This window comes from Bradyrhizobium sp. WSM4873 (assembly GCF_055811355.1).
In genome coordinates this window covers 79,093-95,664 of record NZ_JBVVPS010000019.1, presented here as the reverse complement: position 1 = coordinate 95,664, position 16,572 = coordinate 79,093, and the positions used below count along the sequence as shown (strand labels likewise).

Annotated in this window: 15 protein-coding genes; 4 read left to right on the top strand and 11 right to left on the bottom strand. The window is 64.1% G+C overall.

The window, feature by feature from the left end; genetic code table 11:
* Positions 1-101: 101 nt before the first annotated feature.
* Both phbB and AC0L21_RS23825 read right to left on the bottom strand, forming a co-directional pair.
* On the bottom strand, positions 102-827 hold the full coding sequence (gene phbB, locus AC0L21_RS23830; protein WP_473264220.1) for an acetoacetyl-CoA reductase: 726 nt from the start codon (positions 825-827) through the stop codon (positions 102-104).
* Between the two features lie 241 nt (positions 828-1,068).
* Positions 1,069-2,247, bottom strand: a complete 1,179-nt coding sequence (locus tag AC0L21_RS23825) for an acetyl-CoA C-acetyltransferase (protein WP_275172698.1) — start codon at positions 2,245-2,247, stop codon at positions 1,069-1,071.
* Between the two features lie 304 nt (positions 2,248-2,551).
* Here AC0L21_RS23825 and phaR point away from each other — a divergent pair, with 304 nt between their 5' ends.
* On the top strand, positions 2,552-3,148 hold the full coding sequence (phaR, locus tag AC0L21_RS23820) for a polyhydroxyalkanoate synthesis repressor PhaR (protein WP_027515118.1): 597 nt from the start codon (positions 2,552-2,554) through the stop codon (positions 3,146-3,148).
* 204 nt (positions 3,149-3,352) lie between these two features.
* Here the strand turns inward: phaR and AC0L21_RS23815 are convergent, their stop codons facing one another.
* A complete protein-coding gene (locus AC0L21_RS23815; protein WP_473264219.1) occupies positions 3,353-4,240 on the bottom strand; it encodes a branched-chain amino acid aminotransferase in 888 nt (295 codons plus the stop codon).
* A gap of 117 nt (positions 4,241-4,357) precedes the next feature.
* On the opposite strand from AC0L21_RS23815, the gene AC0L21_RS23810 reads away from it, so the two are divergent.
* Positions 4,358-5,293, top strand: coding sequence for an alpha/beta hydrolase (locus AC0L21_RS23810; RefSeq protein WP_473264218.1), 936 nt, complete (start codon positions 4,358-4,360; stop codon positions 5,291-5,293).
* Positions 5,294-5,341: 48 nt separating this feature from the next.
* Here the strand turns inward: AC0L21_RS23810 and AC0L21_RS23805 are convergent, their stop codons facing one another.
* The gene (locus AC0L21_RS23805) at positions 5,342-5,587 is read right to left on the bottom strand and encodes a hypothetical protein (protein WP_473264217.1); all 246 of its coding nucleotides are present in this window, start codon (positions 5,585-5,587) and stop codon (positions 5,342-5,344) included.
* Positions 5,588-5,864: 277 nt separating this feature from the next.
* On the opposite strand from AC0L21_RS23805, the gene AC0L21_RS23800 reads away from it, so the two are divergent.
* Positions 5,865-7,448: a sensor domain-containing diguanylate cyclase gene (locus AC0L21_RS23800; RefSeq protein WP_473264216.1), complete on the top strand. Its 1,584-nt coding sequence runs from the start codon at positions 5,865-5,867 to the stop codon at positions 7,446-7,448.
* Between the two features lie 13 nt (positions 7,449-7,461).
* Here AC0L21_RS23800 and AC0L21_RS23795 read toward each other — a convergent pair whose 3' ends face one another.
* The 3 genes from AC0L21_RS23795 to AC0L21_RS23785 form a co-directional block, all read right to left on the bottom strand.
* Complete coding sequence (locus AC0L21_RS23795; protein ID WP_354063357.1) at positions 7,462-8,022, bottom strand: carboxymuconolactone decarboxylase family protein; 561 nt, start codon at positions 8,020-8,022, stop codon at positions 7,462-7,464.
* 111 nt (positions 8,023-8,133) lie between these two features.
* Positions 8,134-9,294: a PLP-dependent cysteine synthase family protein gene (locus tag AC0L21_RS23790; RefSeq protein WP_473264259.1), complete on the bottom strand. Its 1,161-nt coding sequence runs from the start codon at positions 9,292-9,294 to the stop codon at positions 8,134-8,136.
* 45 nt (positions 9,295-9,339) lie between these two features.
* Positions 9,340-9,804 carry an Lrp/AsnC family transcriptional regulator gene (locus tag AC0L21_RS23785; protein WP_473264215.1) on the bottom strand — a complete coding sequence of 155 codons (465 nt, stop codon included), beginning with the start codon at positions 9,802-9,804 and terminating at the stop codon, positions 9,340-9,342.
* Between the two features lie 163 nt (positions 9,805-9,967).
* On the opposite strand from AC0L21_RS23785, the gene AC0L21_RS23780 reads away from it, so the two are divergent.
* Complete coding sequence (locus AC0L21_RS23780; protein WP_007599136.1) at positions 9,968-10,981, top strand: 1-aminocyclopropane-1-carboxylate deaminase; 1,014 nt, start codon at positions 9,968-9,970, stop codon at positions 10,979-10,981.
* Between the two features lie 206 nt (positions 10,982-11,187).
* Here AC0L21_RS23780 and recQ read toward each other — a convergent pair whose 3' ends face one another.
* The 4 genes from recQ to AC0L21_RS23760 form a co-directional block, all read right to left on the bottom strand.
* On the bottom strand, positions 11,188-13,053 hold the full coding sequence (gene recQ / locus AC0L21_RS23775) for a DNA helicase RecQ (protein WP_473264214.1): 1,866 nt from the start codon (positions 13,051-13,053) through the stop codon (positions 11,188-11,190).
* 122 nt (positions 13,054-13,175) lie between these two features.
* Positions 13,176-13,919 carry a polysaccharide deacetylase family protein gene (locus tag AC0L21_RS23770; protein WP_473264213.1) on the bottom strand — a complete coding sequence of 248 codons (744 nt, stop codon included), beginning with the start codon at positions 13,917-13,919 and terminating at the stop codon, positions 13,176-13,178.
* A 104-nt stretch (positions 13,920-14,023) separates the two neighbouring features.
* The gene (gene metA / locus AC0L21_RS23765; RefSeq protein WP_473264212.1) at positions 14,024-15,025 is read right to left on the bottom strand and encodes a homoserine O-succinyltransferase MetA; all 1,002 of its coding nucleotides are present in this window, start codon (positions 15,023-15,025) and stop codon (positions 14,024-14,026) included.
* 12 nt (positions 15,026-15,037) lie between these two features.
* A complete protein-coding gene (locus AC0L21_RS23760) occupies positions 15,038-16,339 on the bottom strand; it encodes an O-acetylhomoserine aminocarboxypropyltransferase/cysteine synthase family protein (protein WP_473264210.1) in 1,302 nt (433 codons plus the stop codon).
* Between the last annotated feature and the right edge of the window lie 233 nt (positions 16,340-16,572).

The window sequence follows — 16,572 nt, the reverse complement described above, 5'->3', positions numbered from 1 at the left end:
ACATTCTTTTGTGGCGACGGATGTTGTAAGGCCGTGGATGCCCGGGACAAGCCCGGGCATGACGAGTCGTTGGCTTTACGATCGAACGTGATGCCTGCGCATCACACCATGTATTGGCCGCCGTTGACGGTCAGCGTCGAGCCGGTGATGGCACCGGCCTCATCGGCGGCAAGGAACACGACTGCGCGCGCGATTTCCTCGGGCTCACCGAGACGGCCGATTGGGATCAGCGGCAAGATGGCCTTTTCCAGCACGTCCTTCGGCACCGCCTGCACCATCTCGGTGTTGATATAGCCGGGGCAGATCGCATTGACGGTCACACCGGCCTTGGCATTCTCCAGCGCGAGCGCCTTGGTGAAGCCGATCTCGCCGGCCTTGGCCGCGGAATAGTTCACCTGACCGAACTGGCCCTTCTGCCCGTTGATCGAGGAGATGTTGATGATGCGGCCGAACTTGCGTCCGCGCATGCCCTCGATGACCTGGCGCGACATGTTGAACAGCGAGCCGAGATTGGTGCCGATCACGGCGCTCCATTGCTCGAGGCTCATCTTGTGGAAGGCGCCGTCCTTGGTGATGCCGGCATTGTTGACGAGCACGTCGATCGGGCCGACCTCGGCCTCGACCTTCTTCACGCCCTCTGCGCAGGCATCGAAACTGCTGACGTCCCATTTGTAGACGGCGATGCCGGTCTCGGCCTTGAACGTCTCCGCCGCCGCGTCGTTGCCGGCATAGCTCGCCGCCACCTTGTAGCCGGCCGCCTTCAGCGCCTTGCTGATCGCAGCTCCGATGCCCCGCGTACCACCCGTCACCAATGCAACACGTGCCATATCGTATTTCCTTCCCTTGGACTCTTCGGACGTTTCTGTGTGATCGTTTTTAACGGTGGATTATGCGGTTGGTTTGACGGACATCAAGAACAAAACGCCCGGCGTCGAGCCGGGCGTTTCTCTTTAGTCGAGGCTTGTACGGTTGCGAAGAATATTTGATTTGCAACGGCTGCCTTTTTAATCGCGTGCAACGCACTCAGTCACGTGTGCAGCGCACGCACAAATGACGCGTCAACTATTCTCAGTCGCGCGCCACACACATCGCGATTCCCATGCCGCCGCCGATGCACAGCGTGGCGAGGCCCTTCTTCGAATCCCGCTTCTGCATCTCGTGCAGCAGCGTCACCAGCACGCGCGCGCCGGAGGCACCGACCGGATGGCCGATCGCGATCGCGCCGCCGTTGACGTTGACCTTGGAAGTATCCCAGCCGAGGTCCTTGTTGACGGCACAGGCCTGCGCCGCGAAGGCTTCGTTGGCCTCGATCAGGTCGAGATCGCCGACGTTCCAGCCAGCCTTCTTCAGCGCGGCGCGCGAGGCCGGGATCGGGCCCGAGCCCATGATCTTCGGATCGACGCCCGCCTGCGCCCAGGACACGATGCGCGCGAGCGGCTTCTTGCCTTCCTTGGCGGCCTGCCTGGCCGTCATCAGCACCACGGCGGCAGCGCCGTCATTGATGCCAGAAGCAGAGCCCGCGGTGACCGTGCCGTCCTTCTCGAAGGCGGGGCGAAGCTTCGCCATCGCGTCGACCGTTGCGCCATGGCGCGGATATTCGTCGGCGCTGACGACGACATCGCCCTTGCGTCCCTTGATGGTGACGGGAACGATTTCGTCGTTGAATTTACCGGCCTTCTGCGCAGCTTCCGCCTTCTGCTGCGAGGCGACCGCGAACTCGTCCTGCTGGGCGCGGGTGATCTGCCACTGCCGCGCGACGTTCTCGGCGGTGTTGCCCATGTGATAGCCGTTGAAGGCGTCCCACAGACCGTCCTTGATCATGGTGTCGATGAATTCGACAGCACCCATCTTGACGCCGCCGCGCAGATACTGGGCGTGCGGAGCCATGCTCATGGATTCCTGGCCGCCGGCGACCACGATCTCGGAATCGCCGTTGAGCAGCGCCTGATAGCCGAGCGCAACGGTGCGCAGGCCCGAACCGCAGAGCTGGTTGACGCCCCAGGCCGGGCTCTCGACCGGAATGCCGGCATTGATCGAAGCCTGACGGGCCGGGTTCTGGCCTTGGGCGGCGGTCAGGATCTGGCCCATGATGACTTCGGAGACCCGGCCGGGCTCGATGCCGCCGCGCTCCAGCGCGGCCTTGATGGCAATGGCGCCGAGATCATGGGCGGGAAGGGTTGCGAACGCTCCGTTGAAGCTTCCGACCGGGGTGCGGGCGGCGCTGACGATGACGACATCGTCTGACATGGGCATCTCCTGGGTTGTATGGGGGCAGACGGGGCTGGGGAAACGGCTCGCCAGTCTCGGACGGCATCCTGTTAACGTCGTTGAGGCATGTCAATCGGCCGGCGGCCGAATTCATCCCGCAGCGCATTCAAAATAGCGTTCTTGGCGCTTTCGCAAGCACGTTTTTGCTGCCCGATTAACCGTGGCGCACAAAACGGTAGCGTGACCCCTTTGAAAATGCTTATTTTGTTGCGTTGCGTACTCTTCCCGCCCTGCGGCATAGCCCGTCAGGTTCCCGTTCTCCGCGTCTTGCAAGTGAGAGCCCATGGCGAAATCAGACCAACCCACCACAATCAAGAAATACGCGAACCGCCGGCTCTATAACACCGGGACGAGCACTTACGTGACGCTGGAAGACCTCGCCTCCATGGTCAAGGACGGCGAAGATTTCCTGGTCTACGACGCCAAGACCGGCGACGACATCACCCGCTCCGTGCTTGCCCAGATCATCTTCGAGCAGGAGAACAAGGCCGGCCAGAACCTGCTCCCGACCACCTTCTTGCGCCAGCTGATCCGCTTCTACGGCGACAGCATGCAGATGGTGGTGCCGAAATATCTGGAGCAGGCCATCGCGTCGCTCACGCAGGAGCAGGAGAAGTTCCGCAAGCAGATCGCCACCTCGCTGTCCGGAACCCCGTTTGCGCCGCTGGAGGAACAGGTCCGCCGCAACATGGAGCTGTTCCAGCAGACCTTCTCGATGTTCAAGCCTTTCGCGCCCGGTGCGGCCCGCCCCGCGGGCTCCGCGGAGCCGGCGCCCGAGCCGACCGCCGAAGCCCCGAAGGACAGCAACATCGACGATCTGCGCCAGCAGATGAAGGACATGCAGGAACGCCTCGAGCGGATGTCGAAGAAGGACGAGTAGGTCTCGTCATAAGGCGCGCCCCGCGCACCACGGCCGTTCGCGTTGCTCACGAACCACCACGATGTCGTCCTGGCGAAAGCCAGGACCCAAACCGCGTGATTTATCGATTGTGGGCGCTAGACGTACCGAACGACGAATCTTCGCCAAACTGCTCTCTGGGGTAATGGGTCCTGGCTTTCGCCAGGACGACGGCGGCAGCGCGAATCAAGCCGCCAGCTTCACCGCATGGGCAAAGTCCCAATAGAGCTTGCGCGCGCGGGTGTAGAGCGGGCCCGGCTTCAGCTCGCGATCGTCGATGCGGATTACCGGCGCGACCTTCGCAAAATTGCCAGTAGAGAAGATCTCGTCGGCGGCGAGGAAGTCGGCGTAACGCAGCGTCTTCTCGACCACGTTGACGCCGTCGGCGCGAAGCAGGCTGATGACGCGCTGGCGGGTGATGCCGTTGAGGAAGGTGCCGTTCGGCACCGGTGTGTAGACCACGCCGTCCCTGGCCATGAACACGTTGGAATTGCCGAACTCCGCGACGTTGCCGAGCATGTCGAGCATCAGCGCGTTCTGGAAGCCCCGCGAGGCGGCCTCGGCAAGCGCGCGCGAATTGTTCGGATAGAGACAGGCGGCCTTGGCCTCGACCGGCGCGCATTCGGCGGTGGGCCTGCGGAACGGCGACAGTGTGATCGCGTTGCCGACGGGTTTCGGCATCGGCGCCTCATAGATGCACAGGCACCAATCGGTCGTCTCGGGATCGAACAGCACGCCGCCGCCCGAGCCATTCCGCGCCCAATACATCGGACGGACGTAGAGTTCGGTATTCGGCGCGAAGCGCGCGATGCCCTCGTTTGCGAGTGTCATCCAGGTTCCGGTGTCGACCACCGGCTTCAGCCCAAAGTTGATCGCGGACTGATTGGCGCGGGCGACGTGGCGGTCGAGATCGGGCGCGACGCCTTCGAACGCACGCGCGCCGTCGAACACGACCGAGCCGAGCCAGGCCGCATGCGTGCGCGGGCCCATGATCGGCACATTGCCGTCGTGCCATTTACCTTCGAAGAAGGTCCAGCTCGGCGAATATGCGATGGGCTTTTTGATCTCGGCCATGACCGGCCCCTCCCTTGGCGTGGTGCCGCATTATAGCGCGACTATTGGGCGCAATTTCTAAATGATTCCCTGCGGGAAAATGGTGAGTTACCCTCCCGGGAGGGGAAAGGAAGCGCCATGCCGCTCGATCCGCTCGCAAAGCGTTTGTTGACCATGATGGCTGCGGCTGCGCCGCAGGCACGGAGCCGGCCCAGCGTGGAAGCGCGGCGCCAGTCATTGGCAAAGCTGATGCAGTTCGCGCGCGCCGATGCGCCTGACGTGGCGACGTTCGACGGCGTGCTGCCTGGTCCCGGCGGTGCGCTGCCCTATCGCCTCTATTCACCGGCAGGTGCCGATGATCGCGCGCCCGGCTTCGTGTTCTTTCACGGCGGCGGGCTGGTTTCCGGCAGCATCGCTACGCATGACCGCATCGCGGCGGCGTTGGCACATGCGACCGGTTGCCGCCTCATCTCGGTCGACTACCGGCTGGCGCCCGAGCACAAATTCCCCGCCGCCGTGGACGATGCGATCGCCGCCACGGAATGGGTCGCGCGCGAGGCCGCATCGCTCGGCATCGACGCCGGGCGTCTGGTGCTTGGCGGCGATTCCGCCGGTGCAACGCTCGCCGCGATCGTGTGTCAGGAGGCGGCGCAGACCGCAGGCCTTTCCATCGTCGCGCAATGCCTGATCTGCCCGGTGCTGGATTTCGAGGAGGCCTCGCCTTCGCGGCAAGCATTCGCCGAGGGCCACCTGATCGACCGCGTCACGATCGAAGCCGATCTCGCCGACTATCTGCCCGAGGCGTTGGACGCTGCCGATCCTCGCATCTCGCCCCTGCGCGGGACACGGCTTGCGGGCCTGCCGACCGCCATCATCCACACCGCCGAGTTCGACCCGATGCGCGACGAGGGCAATGCCTATGCCCGCAAGCTGCTCGCCGCAGGTGTCGCGGTCGAGCACGTCTGCCACGAGGGCATGGTCCACAATTTCCACGCCATGGGCGCAATTCTGCCGCAGGCGCAGCTCGTGCTGTCGCAGATCGGTGAGCAGGTCAGGCGGGCGGTGGGAACGTGAAGCACCTGGTGCTGCCGCCTCCCGCAATGGGAGAGGAAAGAGAATGCCTCACGCTCTCGCCTCGATGACGGAACGCGCCGCCGCGACGTAGCTTGGCCAATGCGAATCCGCATAACGCTCCGCCTGCCACGCGCAGGTGATTTCGGGCGCATGCGCAGCCGCGATCATGCGCGCAAAGCGCTCTTCGGCGACCGTCACGTCGTCGGACGCGGCCGAGGGGGCGGCTGCTGCGACGCTCGGCGCAACGGCGAGTCCCGTCAGTCCGGCGAGCAGGATGCGGCGTGACGTGTCCATGGCTGTCGTTCTCCAGTGTCCGGCCTGCACTCTGGCGGAGGATGTGTCCGTGCGGTCACGGCAACGTACCTGCGTGCATTCGCACCGTCCACCGATTGCGGACACCGCGTGACCACACGGGCGATCACAATCCATCCAGCAGGCAGTTCCGCCATCGGGTAGACGAGGGCCGGATGCGTGAACCAATTATTAGCCCTCTCGCAAAATCGCGCACCAGCTTACCCTTCTGCAAGTAAGCTTCGGGCAAACTGGGCCGCTTTCGCCTGGGAGGTTGGGAATGCCCCGCTTGGTATCGGAACGAACGTTCCTCGCCGGCCAGATCTTCTTCAACTTCGGTCAGTCGACGATCGATTGCGTCGTGCGCCGGATGTCCGAAGACGGCGCGACGCTGGAGGTGCAGAGCAGCCTCGGCGTGCCCGATCGGTTCCAGCTCCGGCTCGCAGGCCAGGAAATCCTCTCCTGCCATGTGCTCTGGCGGTCGGACCGTCAGGTCGGCATTGCGCTCGGAGCGGAAGATCATGTCGAGGCGAAGACCGTGGACGAGCAGGAGCGGCGGACCGATTCGCTGATACGCGGACAGATGCTGGCGCTTCGCGCAGCGCTTGATTTCGTCCCACTGGGCATCGTGCTGCTGGATGCCAATCTCCGCGCGCAATTGATCAATCGGGCGTTCCGGCAGATGTGGCTGTTGCCGGATGAAGTCGCCAACAGCAACCCGTCATTTGTGACGCTGATGCATCATGGCCGCGATACGCTAGCCTACGAGATTCCGCCGGCCGAGCTGGAGGCCTATGTCGCCGAGCGCGTCCGTCAAATACAGGTAGGCGATGCGTCTCCGCGCGACCTGCGCCGTACCAGCGGCGACGTCGTTCGGATGCAATGCACGCCTCTGCCCAACGGCGGGCGGATGCTGACCTATACGCCGGTCACCGACATCGTGCGCTACTCCGACGAGCTGAAATTGCTGCGCGACGCCCTCGAGAATGTCGAGGACGGCGTGTTGCTGCTTGACCGCGATCTCAATGCCAGCTTCATGAACCGGCGCATGCGGCGGTTCTGGGAGGTGAGCGAACAGGAAGCTGCCGCCCGCCCGACCTATGCATCGTTGGTCAGCCGGGTGCACCGTGCGAGCGCGCCCGATCTGCCGGCGAACGAACTGGCGAAATTTCCCGTCAAGCGCGTCGCCGAGGTCAAGGCGGGCGATCATGTGCGCGACCTCCAGACGCCGGATGCGCGGCGGATCAGGGCCCACTGCACCACGATGTCGAACGGCGGCCGCATGCTGACCTATGTCGACATTACCGATCTCACCAACAAGGCCAACATGCTGGAGCGTCTGGCCACCACCGACCCGCTCACGGGCCTCTATAACCGCCGCCATTTGCTGGGCTCGCTTGAGGCCGAATGGAGCCGCTTCCAGCGCTACTACCGCTCTGTTTCGGTCCTGATGCTCGACATCGATCATTTTAAGTCGGTCAACGACCGCTATGGTCACGCGGTCGGAGACGAGGCGATCAAGGCCGTGGCGGCCGCATGCCTCGATGGCAAGCGCAAATCGGACGTCGTCGGCCGCTTCGGCGGCGAGGAGTTCGCGATTCTGCTGCCCGAAACCAGCCTGTCGCGTGCAAGAATCGTCGCCGATCGCATCCGCAAGCGCGTGATGAGCGCACAGATCGCCGCCGATCAAATTCAGTTCGGCGTCACCGTGAGCATCGGCATTGCGGAAGCAAGTGTCAGCATGTCCGGCATCGACGCCTTGATGAGCGCGGCCGATCACGCGCTCTACCAGGCAAAGGCCGAAGGCCGCAACCGCTGCGTCGCCTGGTCGCCCCCGCCGCCCATGAACAAGGCGGCGGAGTGATCGCACCGTCGATCTATTCCGGCACCGGCACGTCGAACGTGTTCAGCGTCACCGACACCATGCAGTAAACGCCGACGAGATAGGACAGTTCGGCCGCGCCGTGCTCGCCGAATTCCTTGACCGCGGCCCGATAAGTCAGTTCCGGCAGCACGCCGCCGCTGACCAATGCGGACGCCACGTCATAGGCGACGGCTTCCTGCTTGGTGAGATCGACCGGCCGCTGTCCAGCGACGATGGTCGCGAGCTTCTCGTCGGAGAGGCCGCGCTGCTCGGCGACCAGCACATGCGCATAGAGCTCGTAGCCGGAGCGGAAATGCGAGCCGGTGACGAGGATCGCGACCTCGCGCACCGGCGCCGGCAGCAGCGGGTTCGCCGCGATCGCCTTGACCAGCTCCCACACCGGCTTGCCAAAACGCGGCTCGCGGATCCATGGATTCCAGGGCCCGAGCAGCGCGCCATCGTCGCGCATGTTCACAAAGCCCTTGAAGTGGTCCTTGATGCCCGCTCGCATGTCGTCATAGAGCGGCTTCTGTTCGGCACTCAGGTCTTTCGGATCGAGAATGGGCAGGCGCACGGCAGGTCTCCTCGTTGAGAAGGCGCGAAACTCGCCCGCACGCACGCGCAAGGCAAGTGAAGTTGCCGTGACGGCCGTGCAATTTTGCAAATGGCAGGCAGGCGCCAGCTATCAGGCGCCAGGATGTCGCAAGTTCTGCGGATTCGTTACGTCTTCGAACTCGAGCGCCAGTGGCTGCGCCGTATCGAGGAACGACGACAAGGCCGCCTCGAACGGCGCCGGATCGAGACCGCGCGCTTTGAGCCAGGCGGGCTCATAATAGGTCTGCCGGTAGCGCTCGCCGGAATCGCAGATCAGCGTCACCAGCGACCCCGTCTGATTCGCGTTTCGCATGTCCGAGGCGAGCCGGCACAGCGCCAGGAAGTTGGTGCCTGTAGAGCCCCCCACCGCGCGGCGCAGCCGACGCGACAGCACGTTCATCGCTGCGATCGTTGCCGCATCCGGGATCTTCATCATGCGGTCGACCACGCCCGGCACAAAAGAAGGTTCGCAGCGCGGCCGCCCGACACCTTCGATTAGCGAGGGGCGGTCGCAAACATGGGAGCGATCCTGCGAGCTGAAACAGTCGAAGAAAGCGGAATGCTCGACATCGGCAACGCAGAGCCGCGTCGGGTACTGGCGATAACGCAAATAGCGTCCGAGCGTGGCCGAGGTGCCACCGGTGCCCGCCCCCATCACGATCCAGTCCGGCACCGGACGCGTCTCGCCCTTCAATTGCGTGAAGATCGATTCGGCGATGTTGTTGTTGCCGCGCCAGTCGGTGGCGCGCTCGGCGAAAGTGAACTGGTCCATGTAGTGGCCGCCCAGCCGTGCGGCCAGCGCGCCGGCCTCCGCATACAGCGCGCGGCCGTCGTCGATCAGATGGCAGTTGCCGCCATAATGCTCGATCGCAGCGATTTTCTCCGCAGAGGTCGTGCGCGGCATCACGGCATAGAAGGGCACGCCGATCATCTGCGCGAAATAGGCTTCCGACACCGCGGTCGATCCCGACGAGGCCTCGACGACGGGCGTGCCTTCGCGGATGTGGCCGTTGCAGAGCGCGTAAAGGAAGAGCGAGCGCGCGAGCCGGTGCTTCAGGCTGCCGGTCGGATGCGTCGACTCATCTTTCAGGTAGATGTCGATGCCTGATAGCGCCGGCACGATCAGCCGGATCAGATGCGTGTCGGCCGTGCGGCACTGGTCGGCCTCGATCGCGGCGACCGCCTCGTCCACCCAACCGCGCCGATAGGCCGGCCCGGCCGGATTGAGGTGGCGGAAGGGGAATGACTGCATCACCTGAATCTCTCATGATGCGGATCGCGCATCAATAGCTTCCGCTCAAAACTCCAGCGGCGCGTTGTCGACGACTTCCTTCATCACGAAGAAGGTGCGGGTTTGGCGCACGCCCGGCAGCGCGATCAGCTGCTCGCCATGGATACGGTTGAAGTCCTCCATGTCGCCGACGCGGATCTTGAGGAAATAGTCGAAGTCGCCGGCGACGAGATGACAGTCGAGCACGAATTTAAGGCTGGTGATCGCCTGCTCGAAGATCGCAAAGCTCTCCGGCGTCGAACGGTCGAGCACGACCCCGACCATCACCAGCGTGCCCTTGGCCACCTTCTTAGGCGCGACCATGGCGCGGACGGCGGCGATGAAGCCGTGCTCGAACAGACGCTGGGTGCGGCGATGGCAGGTGGCGGGGCTGATGGCGACGGTTTCGGCCAGCTCCGCATTGCTGAGGCGCCCGTTATTTTGCAGCAATCGCAACATCTTAAGGTCGATACGGTCAAGACGAACCGACATGGAAGAAACTTCCGTAATTAGCATCTAGTGCGAAAGAAACACTACGTTATATGGCACTTTCCGCAAGACCGCGCGCAACAGAGGCACAATAATTGAAAGCACCTTTTTGCAGAGCGATGCTAGCGTTTTTCGAGACATTAACGCCAATCGGGATGACCTTACGATGCTCGAAAAATTCGCGCGCTATCCGCTGACCTTTGGTCCGACGCCCATCGAGAAGCTGGAGCGGCTGTCAAAGCATCTCGGCGGCAACGTCGAGGTCTACGCCAAGCGCGAGGACTGCAATTCCGGGCTCGCTTACGGCGGCAACAAGCTGCGCAAGCTCGAATACATCATCCCCGACGCGATCGCCTCGAACGCCGACACGCTGGTCTCTATCGGCGGCGTGCAGTCCAACCACACCCGCATGATCGCGGCGGTCGCGGCCAAGATCGGCATGAAATGCCGCCTGGTGCAGGAAGCCTGGGTGCCGCACGAGGACGCCGTCTATGATCGCGTCGGCAACATCATGCTGTCGCGCATCATGGGCGCCGACGTGCGCCTGGTCGACGATGGCTTCGACATCGGCATCCGCAAGAGCTGGGAGGAGGCGATCGAGGAGGTGAAGGCGGCGGGTGGCAAGCCCTATGCGATTCCCGCCGGCGCCTCCGTGCATAAATTCGGCGGCCTCGGCTATGTCGGCTTCGCCGAAGAAGTGCGCAAGCAGGAAGCCGAGCTCGGCTTCAAGTTCGACTACATCGTGGTCTGCACCGTCACCGGCTCGACCCATGCCGGCATGCTGGTCGGCTTCGCCGCCGATGGCCGCGCGCGAAAGGTGATCGGCATCGACGCGTCCTTCACCCCGGCGCAGACCAAGGCGCAGGTGCTCTCGATCGCGCAGAACACGGCCAAGCTCGTCGAGCTCGGCCAGGATCTCGTCGCCGACGACGTCGTGCTGATCGAGGATTACGCTTATCCCGCCTATGGCGTGCCGTCGGAAGAGACCAAGGAGGCGATCCGCCTCACCGCGCGTCTCGAAGCCATGATCACCGACCCCGTCTACGAGGGCAAGTCGATGCAGGGCCTGATCGACCTTACGCAGAAGGGCTATTTCGAGAAGGGCGCAAAGATCCTCTACGCCCATCTCGGCGGCGCGCCGGCGCTGAACGGCTATGGGTATGCATTCAGGAACGGCTAGCGCGTCGGTGATGTGAGGCGGCGCGCACCTCCCCACGAGTGTCGTCCTGGCGAAAGCCAGGATCCATTACCCCGACTGCCAATTGTTGAAGCACGCCGAGGCAGTCAGCGTGCCTCTTCCTACGGCCTGTGGCTATGGATCCCGGATCTGCGCTCCGCTCCGCTTCGCTTGTCCGGGATGACGACGTGAGGAGAGATGGCCGCGCCCTACCGTGTCCTGACGATCTGCAGCAGCTCGTCGCCGTAATGCTCGAGCTTCTTGTCGCCGATGCCGGGCACATTGCGCAGCTCGTCCATCGTGGTCGGCCACGCGCGCACGATGCCGTCGATGGTGGCGTCGTGCAGCACGACATACGCCGGCACGCCACGTGCGCGGGCAATCTCCGAGCGCCACGCGCGTAGCCGCGTGCGCAATTCAGGATCGACATCGCCCTGCGCCGCGTCGGCTGCCGGCGCCAGATCACCGCGGCGGGACTTGGCGCGGCTCGAACGGATCCGGGCGCCGGGCGCTTCCTCGCGCAGCCACACTTCAGTTTCGCCTCGCAGCACGCCGCGCGACGAGTCCGTCAGCTTCAGCGCGCCGAAAGCTTCGCTGTCACTCAGCAAATGCCCCATTGCCACGAGCTGCCGCAGCACCGTGCGCCACTGCTTCTCGTTGAGCTCGCGTCCGATGCCGAACACCGTGAGCTTGTCGTGGCCGAACTGCGTCACCTTCTCGGTCAGGCGTCCGATCAGCACGTCGATGAGATGCATCGCGCCGAAACGCTGCCCGGTGCGATAGGCACAGGATAGCAATTTTTGCGCCAGCACCTTGCCGTCGCGCATTTTCGGCGGCGTCAGGCAATTGTCGCAATTGCCGCAGCCCTCGCCCATCACGATCTCGCCGAAATAGGCGAGCAGCCGCCGGCGCCGGCAGTGCGGCGTTTCGGCAAGGCCAACGAGCGCATCGAGCTTGCCGATCGAGACCCGCTTGAATTCGTCGGAGCCGCTCGATTCGTCGATCATGCGGCGCTGCTGCACGATGTCCGAGAGACCATAGGCCATCCAGGCCGCCGACGGCTTGCCGTCACGGCCGGCGCGTCCTGTCTCCTGGTAATAGGCCTCGATGCTCTTGGGCAGATCGAGATGCGCGACGAAGCGCACATCGGGCTTGTCGATGCCCATGCCGAAGGCAATGGTCGCGACGATGACGATGCCGTCCTCGTTGAGGAAGCGGTCCTGGTTGCGCGAGCGAACGCTGCTGTCGAGCCCGGCGTGGTAGGGCAACGCCGCAATGCCGGCATCGTCGAGCGCGGCGGCGACCTCCTCCACCCGTTTGCGGGACAGGCAATAGACGACGCCCGCATCTCCCGCGTGACGCTCCCGGATGAAATCCTTGAGCTGCGACACCGCGTTGCGTTTGTCGACGATCTCATAACGGATGTTGGGACGATCGAAGCTGGAGACGAAGTGCGGACTGTCTGCAAGCGCAAGCCGCTCGACGATTTCCTTGCGGGTCAATTCGTCGGCAGTCGCGGTCAGCGCGATGCGCGGCACGTCGGGAAAGCGCTCGGCGATGATCGACAGGCCGACATATTCGGGGCGGAAATCATGGCCCCATTGCGAGACGCAATGCGCCTCGTCGATCGCGAACAGCGCCACTTTCGCCCGCGCGAGCAGCGCCAGGCAGCGCGGCGTCACCAGCCGTTCCGGCGCGACATAGAGCAGGTCGAGATCACCCGCGAGCAGGCGCCGCTCGATGTCTGAGGCTTCCTGCGCGGTCAGCGACGAGTTCAGCGCGGCGGCGTTGACGCCTGCTTCGAGCATGGCGGCGACCTGATCGCGCATCAGCGCAATCAAGGGCGACACCACGACACCGCAGCCTTCGCGCAGCAGCGCCGGTAATTGATAGCACAGCGACTTGCCGCCGCCGGTCGGCATCAACACCAGGCAATTGCCGCCGTCCGTGACGTGCCGGATGATCTCACCCTGCGCGCCGCGGAACCCGGGCAGGCCGAACACCGAACGCAGCACCGAGAGCGCATCGCGGCCCTGGGCCGGCGCAGACAGCGGAGCGGTGGAAGGAGAGGACATGGGCATGTCGGGCTGAGGCCGTGAGATTCGTCACAAGGCCAGTCGCATGACCGCGCAGGCGTGGCAAGACTGTTTGCGCGCAGGACGCCGCCTTCCCCCTCCCTTTGTGGGAAGAACGCTTCTTACGCCCCGATCCTTCGCAGCGCTTCCGCGACCGTCACGATCGGCATGTCGCGCTTCCCGGCGGCCTGCAGCGCATGGCGCATCAGGTCCGGCGTGCAGCCATACGGGCTCGGCGCGTTGACGACGTCATGGCCGTAGAAGATCAGCCATCCGCCGCTCTCGACCGCCTCGTCGAAATAGCGATCGACACCCGCAATATCGATCTCGCAATCGACCAGGGGCGAGGCCCGCAGGAACTGGAGATCGATGACGTCCCGATTGACGCCGGGAAGAATGCCGCGCGCCGAGCGGAAGGTCTTGGCGAGCTGCGACTTGCGCCACACCGACGCGATGCCATAGGGGTAAGCGAAATTTTCTAGCGTGATCGAGGAATCGATGCCGCGAAAATGGCTGCGGTTCCGCTCGATCTCGCGGGCCATGGCGGCCTCGTCGAGATTGACCGCACTCAGGTGCGAGAAGGTGTGGCAGGCGATCTCGTGCCCGGCCCGGTGAAGCCGCACGATGGCGTCGTTCGACAGGCCGTGCCAGTGGTCCGAGGGACGATCGACCAGGCTGCCGGCGAGATAGAACGTACCGCGGCCGCCATGCTGCTCCAGAAGCCCGGCGCCCTCGCCTGCGGCGCTATCGGGGGCATCGTCGAAGGTGAAGCTCACCATGGGCGCATGCGCGGGCAGCCGGTGCGGCGCGGCGCGGAAATGCCGGGCCAGCCGATTGCTGACGCGTCCCTGGAGTGCCGACCACACGACTCGCATTTCCTGTTTGCCCTGCCCCTCACTGAAGCATTCGTGCGCCGCTCGAGGCAAGCTTCACACTTCGTTAGTCCTAACGTCGAGCCCGTCGTCCCGACCTAACGCGCAAGCACCGACGCGTCGGTGCCCGCGCCGAGATATTGCAGCCAGTTCCGGAACAATGCCGCCGCGGTGCTACCGGCGGCGATATCGCCACGCAAATTCAGCGCCGGCAGCTCGTTGCTGAGCGCGGGGTGCCGCTGGTGCCTGGCCTGTTTCTCGAAGCGGACCAGCTTCTCTTCCGTCGCAGCGTCAAAATAGCTCACGGGCAAATGCGGATAATTGTCGCGCTCACGCGCGAGATACCGGCCGATGTCGCGCAAATATTCGCGCTGAAGCGACAGCGCGTCGTATTCCGGATGGCCCTGGAAGAACACAAAGCGGCTGGCATATTGGCGGACGAAGATATCGACGCCGGCCTTTGCCGAACGCGTCAGCACCTGATAGCCGGCCTGCGCGAGGTCGCTCTCGGCGATCTCGTTGAGGCGCGAATGCGAGACCTTGAGGGGCGCAGGCGCGGCCCGCGTCAGCGGATCGCTGGTCACGGCTTCGCAGTCGAAAATGCCGTGACATTTGGCGGGCAGCGGCCGCCGTTCGATGCGGTCGAGATGCAGCACCGCGGCATGCGCGGCGAGGCACGACCAGATCGTCGAGCGCGTGTTGACCTTGGCCCAGTCGATCAGCTCGGTGAGGTCGCGCCAGTACGGTTCCCGGTCGAGCTCGGGCGCGATCGGCTCGGCGCCGGTCACGATCAGGCCGTCGAACTTGTGACGCCTGAGCTCGGTGAGGTCCGAATATTCGCTCTCGACATGCCACTTCGCTTCCGGCGAGCGCTTCACCGAAGGCAGCGAGAAGCAGTGAAAGCGGATGCGACGCGGACCTGCTGCGGCTTGCAGCAGCTTCATGAACTGCCGCTCGGTCGCCTTCAGCGCCGGATCCGGCATGTTGTTGATCAGGCCAATCGTAAGCTCGGTCCCGCCGGACTCGCGCGCCAGATCGCCCGCGCCCGGCACCAGCGCCGGGCTCGATATGGCTTGATCCCTGTCGATCAGGATCGTCATCAGCGCGGCCGCTTACTCCGCGGCCTGGAGGCGCGCGGACGGGCAGGCCTTTTCCAGGGCCTGGTCGAGGTCCTCGATGATGTCCTGGCAATGTTCGATGCCGATCGACAAGCGGATCGTTTCCGGCAAAACACCGGCGACCCGTTGCTGCTCCGCCGACATCTGCCGGTGCGTGGTCGAGGCCGGATGGCAGGCCAGCGACTTCGCATCGCCGATATTGACGAGGCGCGTGATCAGCTTCAACGCGTCGTAGAAGGACTTGCCGCCTTCCATGCCGCCCTTGATGCCGAAGGTGAACAGCGACGAGGCGTTGCCGTCGAGATATTTCTGCACCAGCGGATAATAGGGACTATCGGGGAAGCCGGTGTAGTTGACCCAGGCCACGCGCGGATCCTTGCGCAGGAAGTCGGCGACCTTGCGGGCATTCTCGCAGTGGCGCTCCATGCGTAGCGCGACGGTCTCGATGCCCTGGAGCAGCAGGAAGGCGTTGAACGGCGACAGCACCGAACCCATGGTGCGCTGATAGATGCTGCGCGCGCGCTCGATATAGGCTGTGCGGCCGAAGCGCTCGGCATAGACGAGGCCATGATAGGAGGCGTCCGGCTTGTTGTAGCCGGGGAAGCGGTCGGCGTGCTTGGCCCAGGGGAAATTTCCGGAATCGACGATGGCGCCGCCGAGCGTGGTGCCGTGGCCGCCCAGAAACTTGGTCAGCGAATGCACGGCGATGTCGGCGCCGTAATCGAACGGCTTGAGCAGGATGGGTGTTGCAACGGTATTGTCGACGATCAGCGGCACGCCATGGGCATGGGCAATCTTCGCCAGCGCCTCGATGTCGCAGACATTGCCGGCGGGATTGCCGATGGTTTCGGCGAAAACCGCGCGGGTGTTCTCGTCGATCAGCTTTTCGATCGCCTCGGGCTTGTCGCTTTCGGCGAAGCGGCCGGTGATGCCCTGCCGCGGCAGGATGTGCGAGAGCAACGTATGCGTGGTGCCGTAGAGCTGCGGCACGGAAACGATGTTGCCGCCGTGATCGGCGACATTGACGAAGGCGAAATGCAGCGCGGCCTGCCCGGTCGCGACTGCAAGCGCGCCGACGCCGCCCTCGAGCTCGGCGATACGTTTCTCCAGCACCGCGCTGGTCGGATTGGCGATGCGGCTGTAGCGATAGCCTTCGGTCTCGAGATTGAAGAGCGCCGCGCCGTGATCGGCGCTGTCGAAGGCGTAGGCCGCGGTCTGGTAGATCGGCACGGCAACCGCGTGCGTGGTGGCTTCGGGCTCGTAGCCGGCGTGAATAGCGATCGTCTCGTTGCGCATCGTGCCACCTCCGCGTGGAGCGGGCCGCACTTATTGGCCTGTATGAGGCATGTGCGTTGTCCGCCGTCCCTCTGTTAGAGGCGGGTGGTAAAGCGGACAATAATTCGTCTAGAGATCGAGGAAGTAACCCTAATGTTTATTGGGGAATTGGCTAAAATTCGAGTCAAATTGGATTAATGAAGTTTGCGCAGCCGGCTGACTGGCTTCCTTCTCCCCTTGCGCAGGGGAGAAGG

What these genes read in the sequence shown, in the direction of transcription:
- phbB (WP_473264220.1), bottom strand. Translation starts at nt 827, where the DNA reads ATGGCACGTGTTGCATTGGTGACGGGTGGTACGCGGGGCATCGGAGCT.
- AC0L21_RS23825 (WP_275172698.1), bottom strand. Translation starts at nt 2,247, where the DNA reads ATGTCAGACGATGTCGTCATCGTCAGCGCCGCCCGCACCCCGGTCGGA.
- phaR (WP_027515118.1), top strand. Translation starts at nt 2,552, where the DNA reads ATGGCGAAATCAGACCAACCCACCACAATCAAGAAATACGCGAACCGC.
- AC0L21_RS23815 (WP_473264219.1), bottom strand. Translation starts at nt 4,240, where the DNA reads ATGGCCGAGATCAAAAAGCCCATCGCATATTCGCCGAGCTGGACCTTC.
- AC0L21_RS23810 (WP_473264218.1), top strand. Translation starts at nt 4,358, where the DNA reads ATGCCGCTCGATCCGCTCGCAAAGCGTTTGTTGACCATGATGGCTGCG.
- AC0L21_RS23805 (WP_473264217.1), bottom strand. Translation starts at nt 5,587, where the DNA reads ATGGACACGTCACGCCGCATCCTGCTCGCCGGACTGACGGGACTCGCC.
- AC0L21_RS23800 (WP_473264216.1), top strand. Translation starts at nt 5,865, where the DNA reads ATGCCCCGCTTGGTATCGGAACGAACGTTCCTCGCCGGCCAGATCTTC.
- AC0L21_RS23790 (WP_473264259.1), bottom strand. Translation starts at nt 9,294, where the DNA reads ATGCAGTCATTCCCCTTCCGCCACCTCAATCCGGCCGGGCCGGCCTAT.
- AC0L21_RS23785 (WP_473264215.1), bottom strand. Translation starts at nt 9,804, where the DNA reads ATGTCGGTTCGTCTTGACCGTATCGACCTTAAGATGTTGCGATTGCTG.
- AC0L21_RS23780 (WP_007599136.1), top strand. Translation starts at nt 9,968, where the DNA reads ATGCTCGAAAAATTCGCGCGCTATCCGCTGACCTTTGGTCCGACGCCC.
- recQ (WP_473264214.1), bottom strand. Translation starts at nt 13,053, where the DNA reads ATGTCCTCTCCTTCCACCGCTCCGCTGTCTGCGCCGGCCCAGGGCCGC.
- metA (WP_473264212.1), bottom strand. Translation starts at nt 15,025, where the DNA reads ATGACGATCCTGATCGACAGGGATCAAGCCATATCGAGCCCGGCGCTG.
- AC0L21_RS23760 (WP_473264210.1), bottom strand. Translation starts at nt 16,339, where the DNA reads ATGCGCAACGAGACGATCGCTATTCACGCCGGCTACGAGCCCGAAGCC.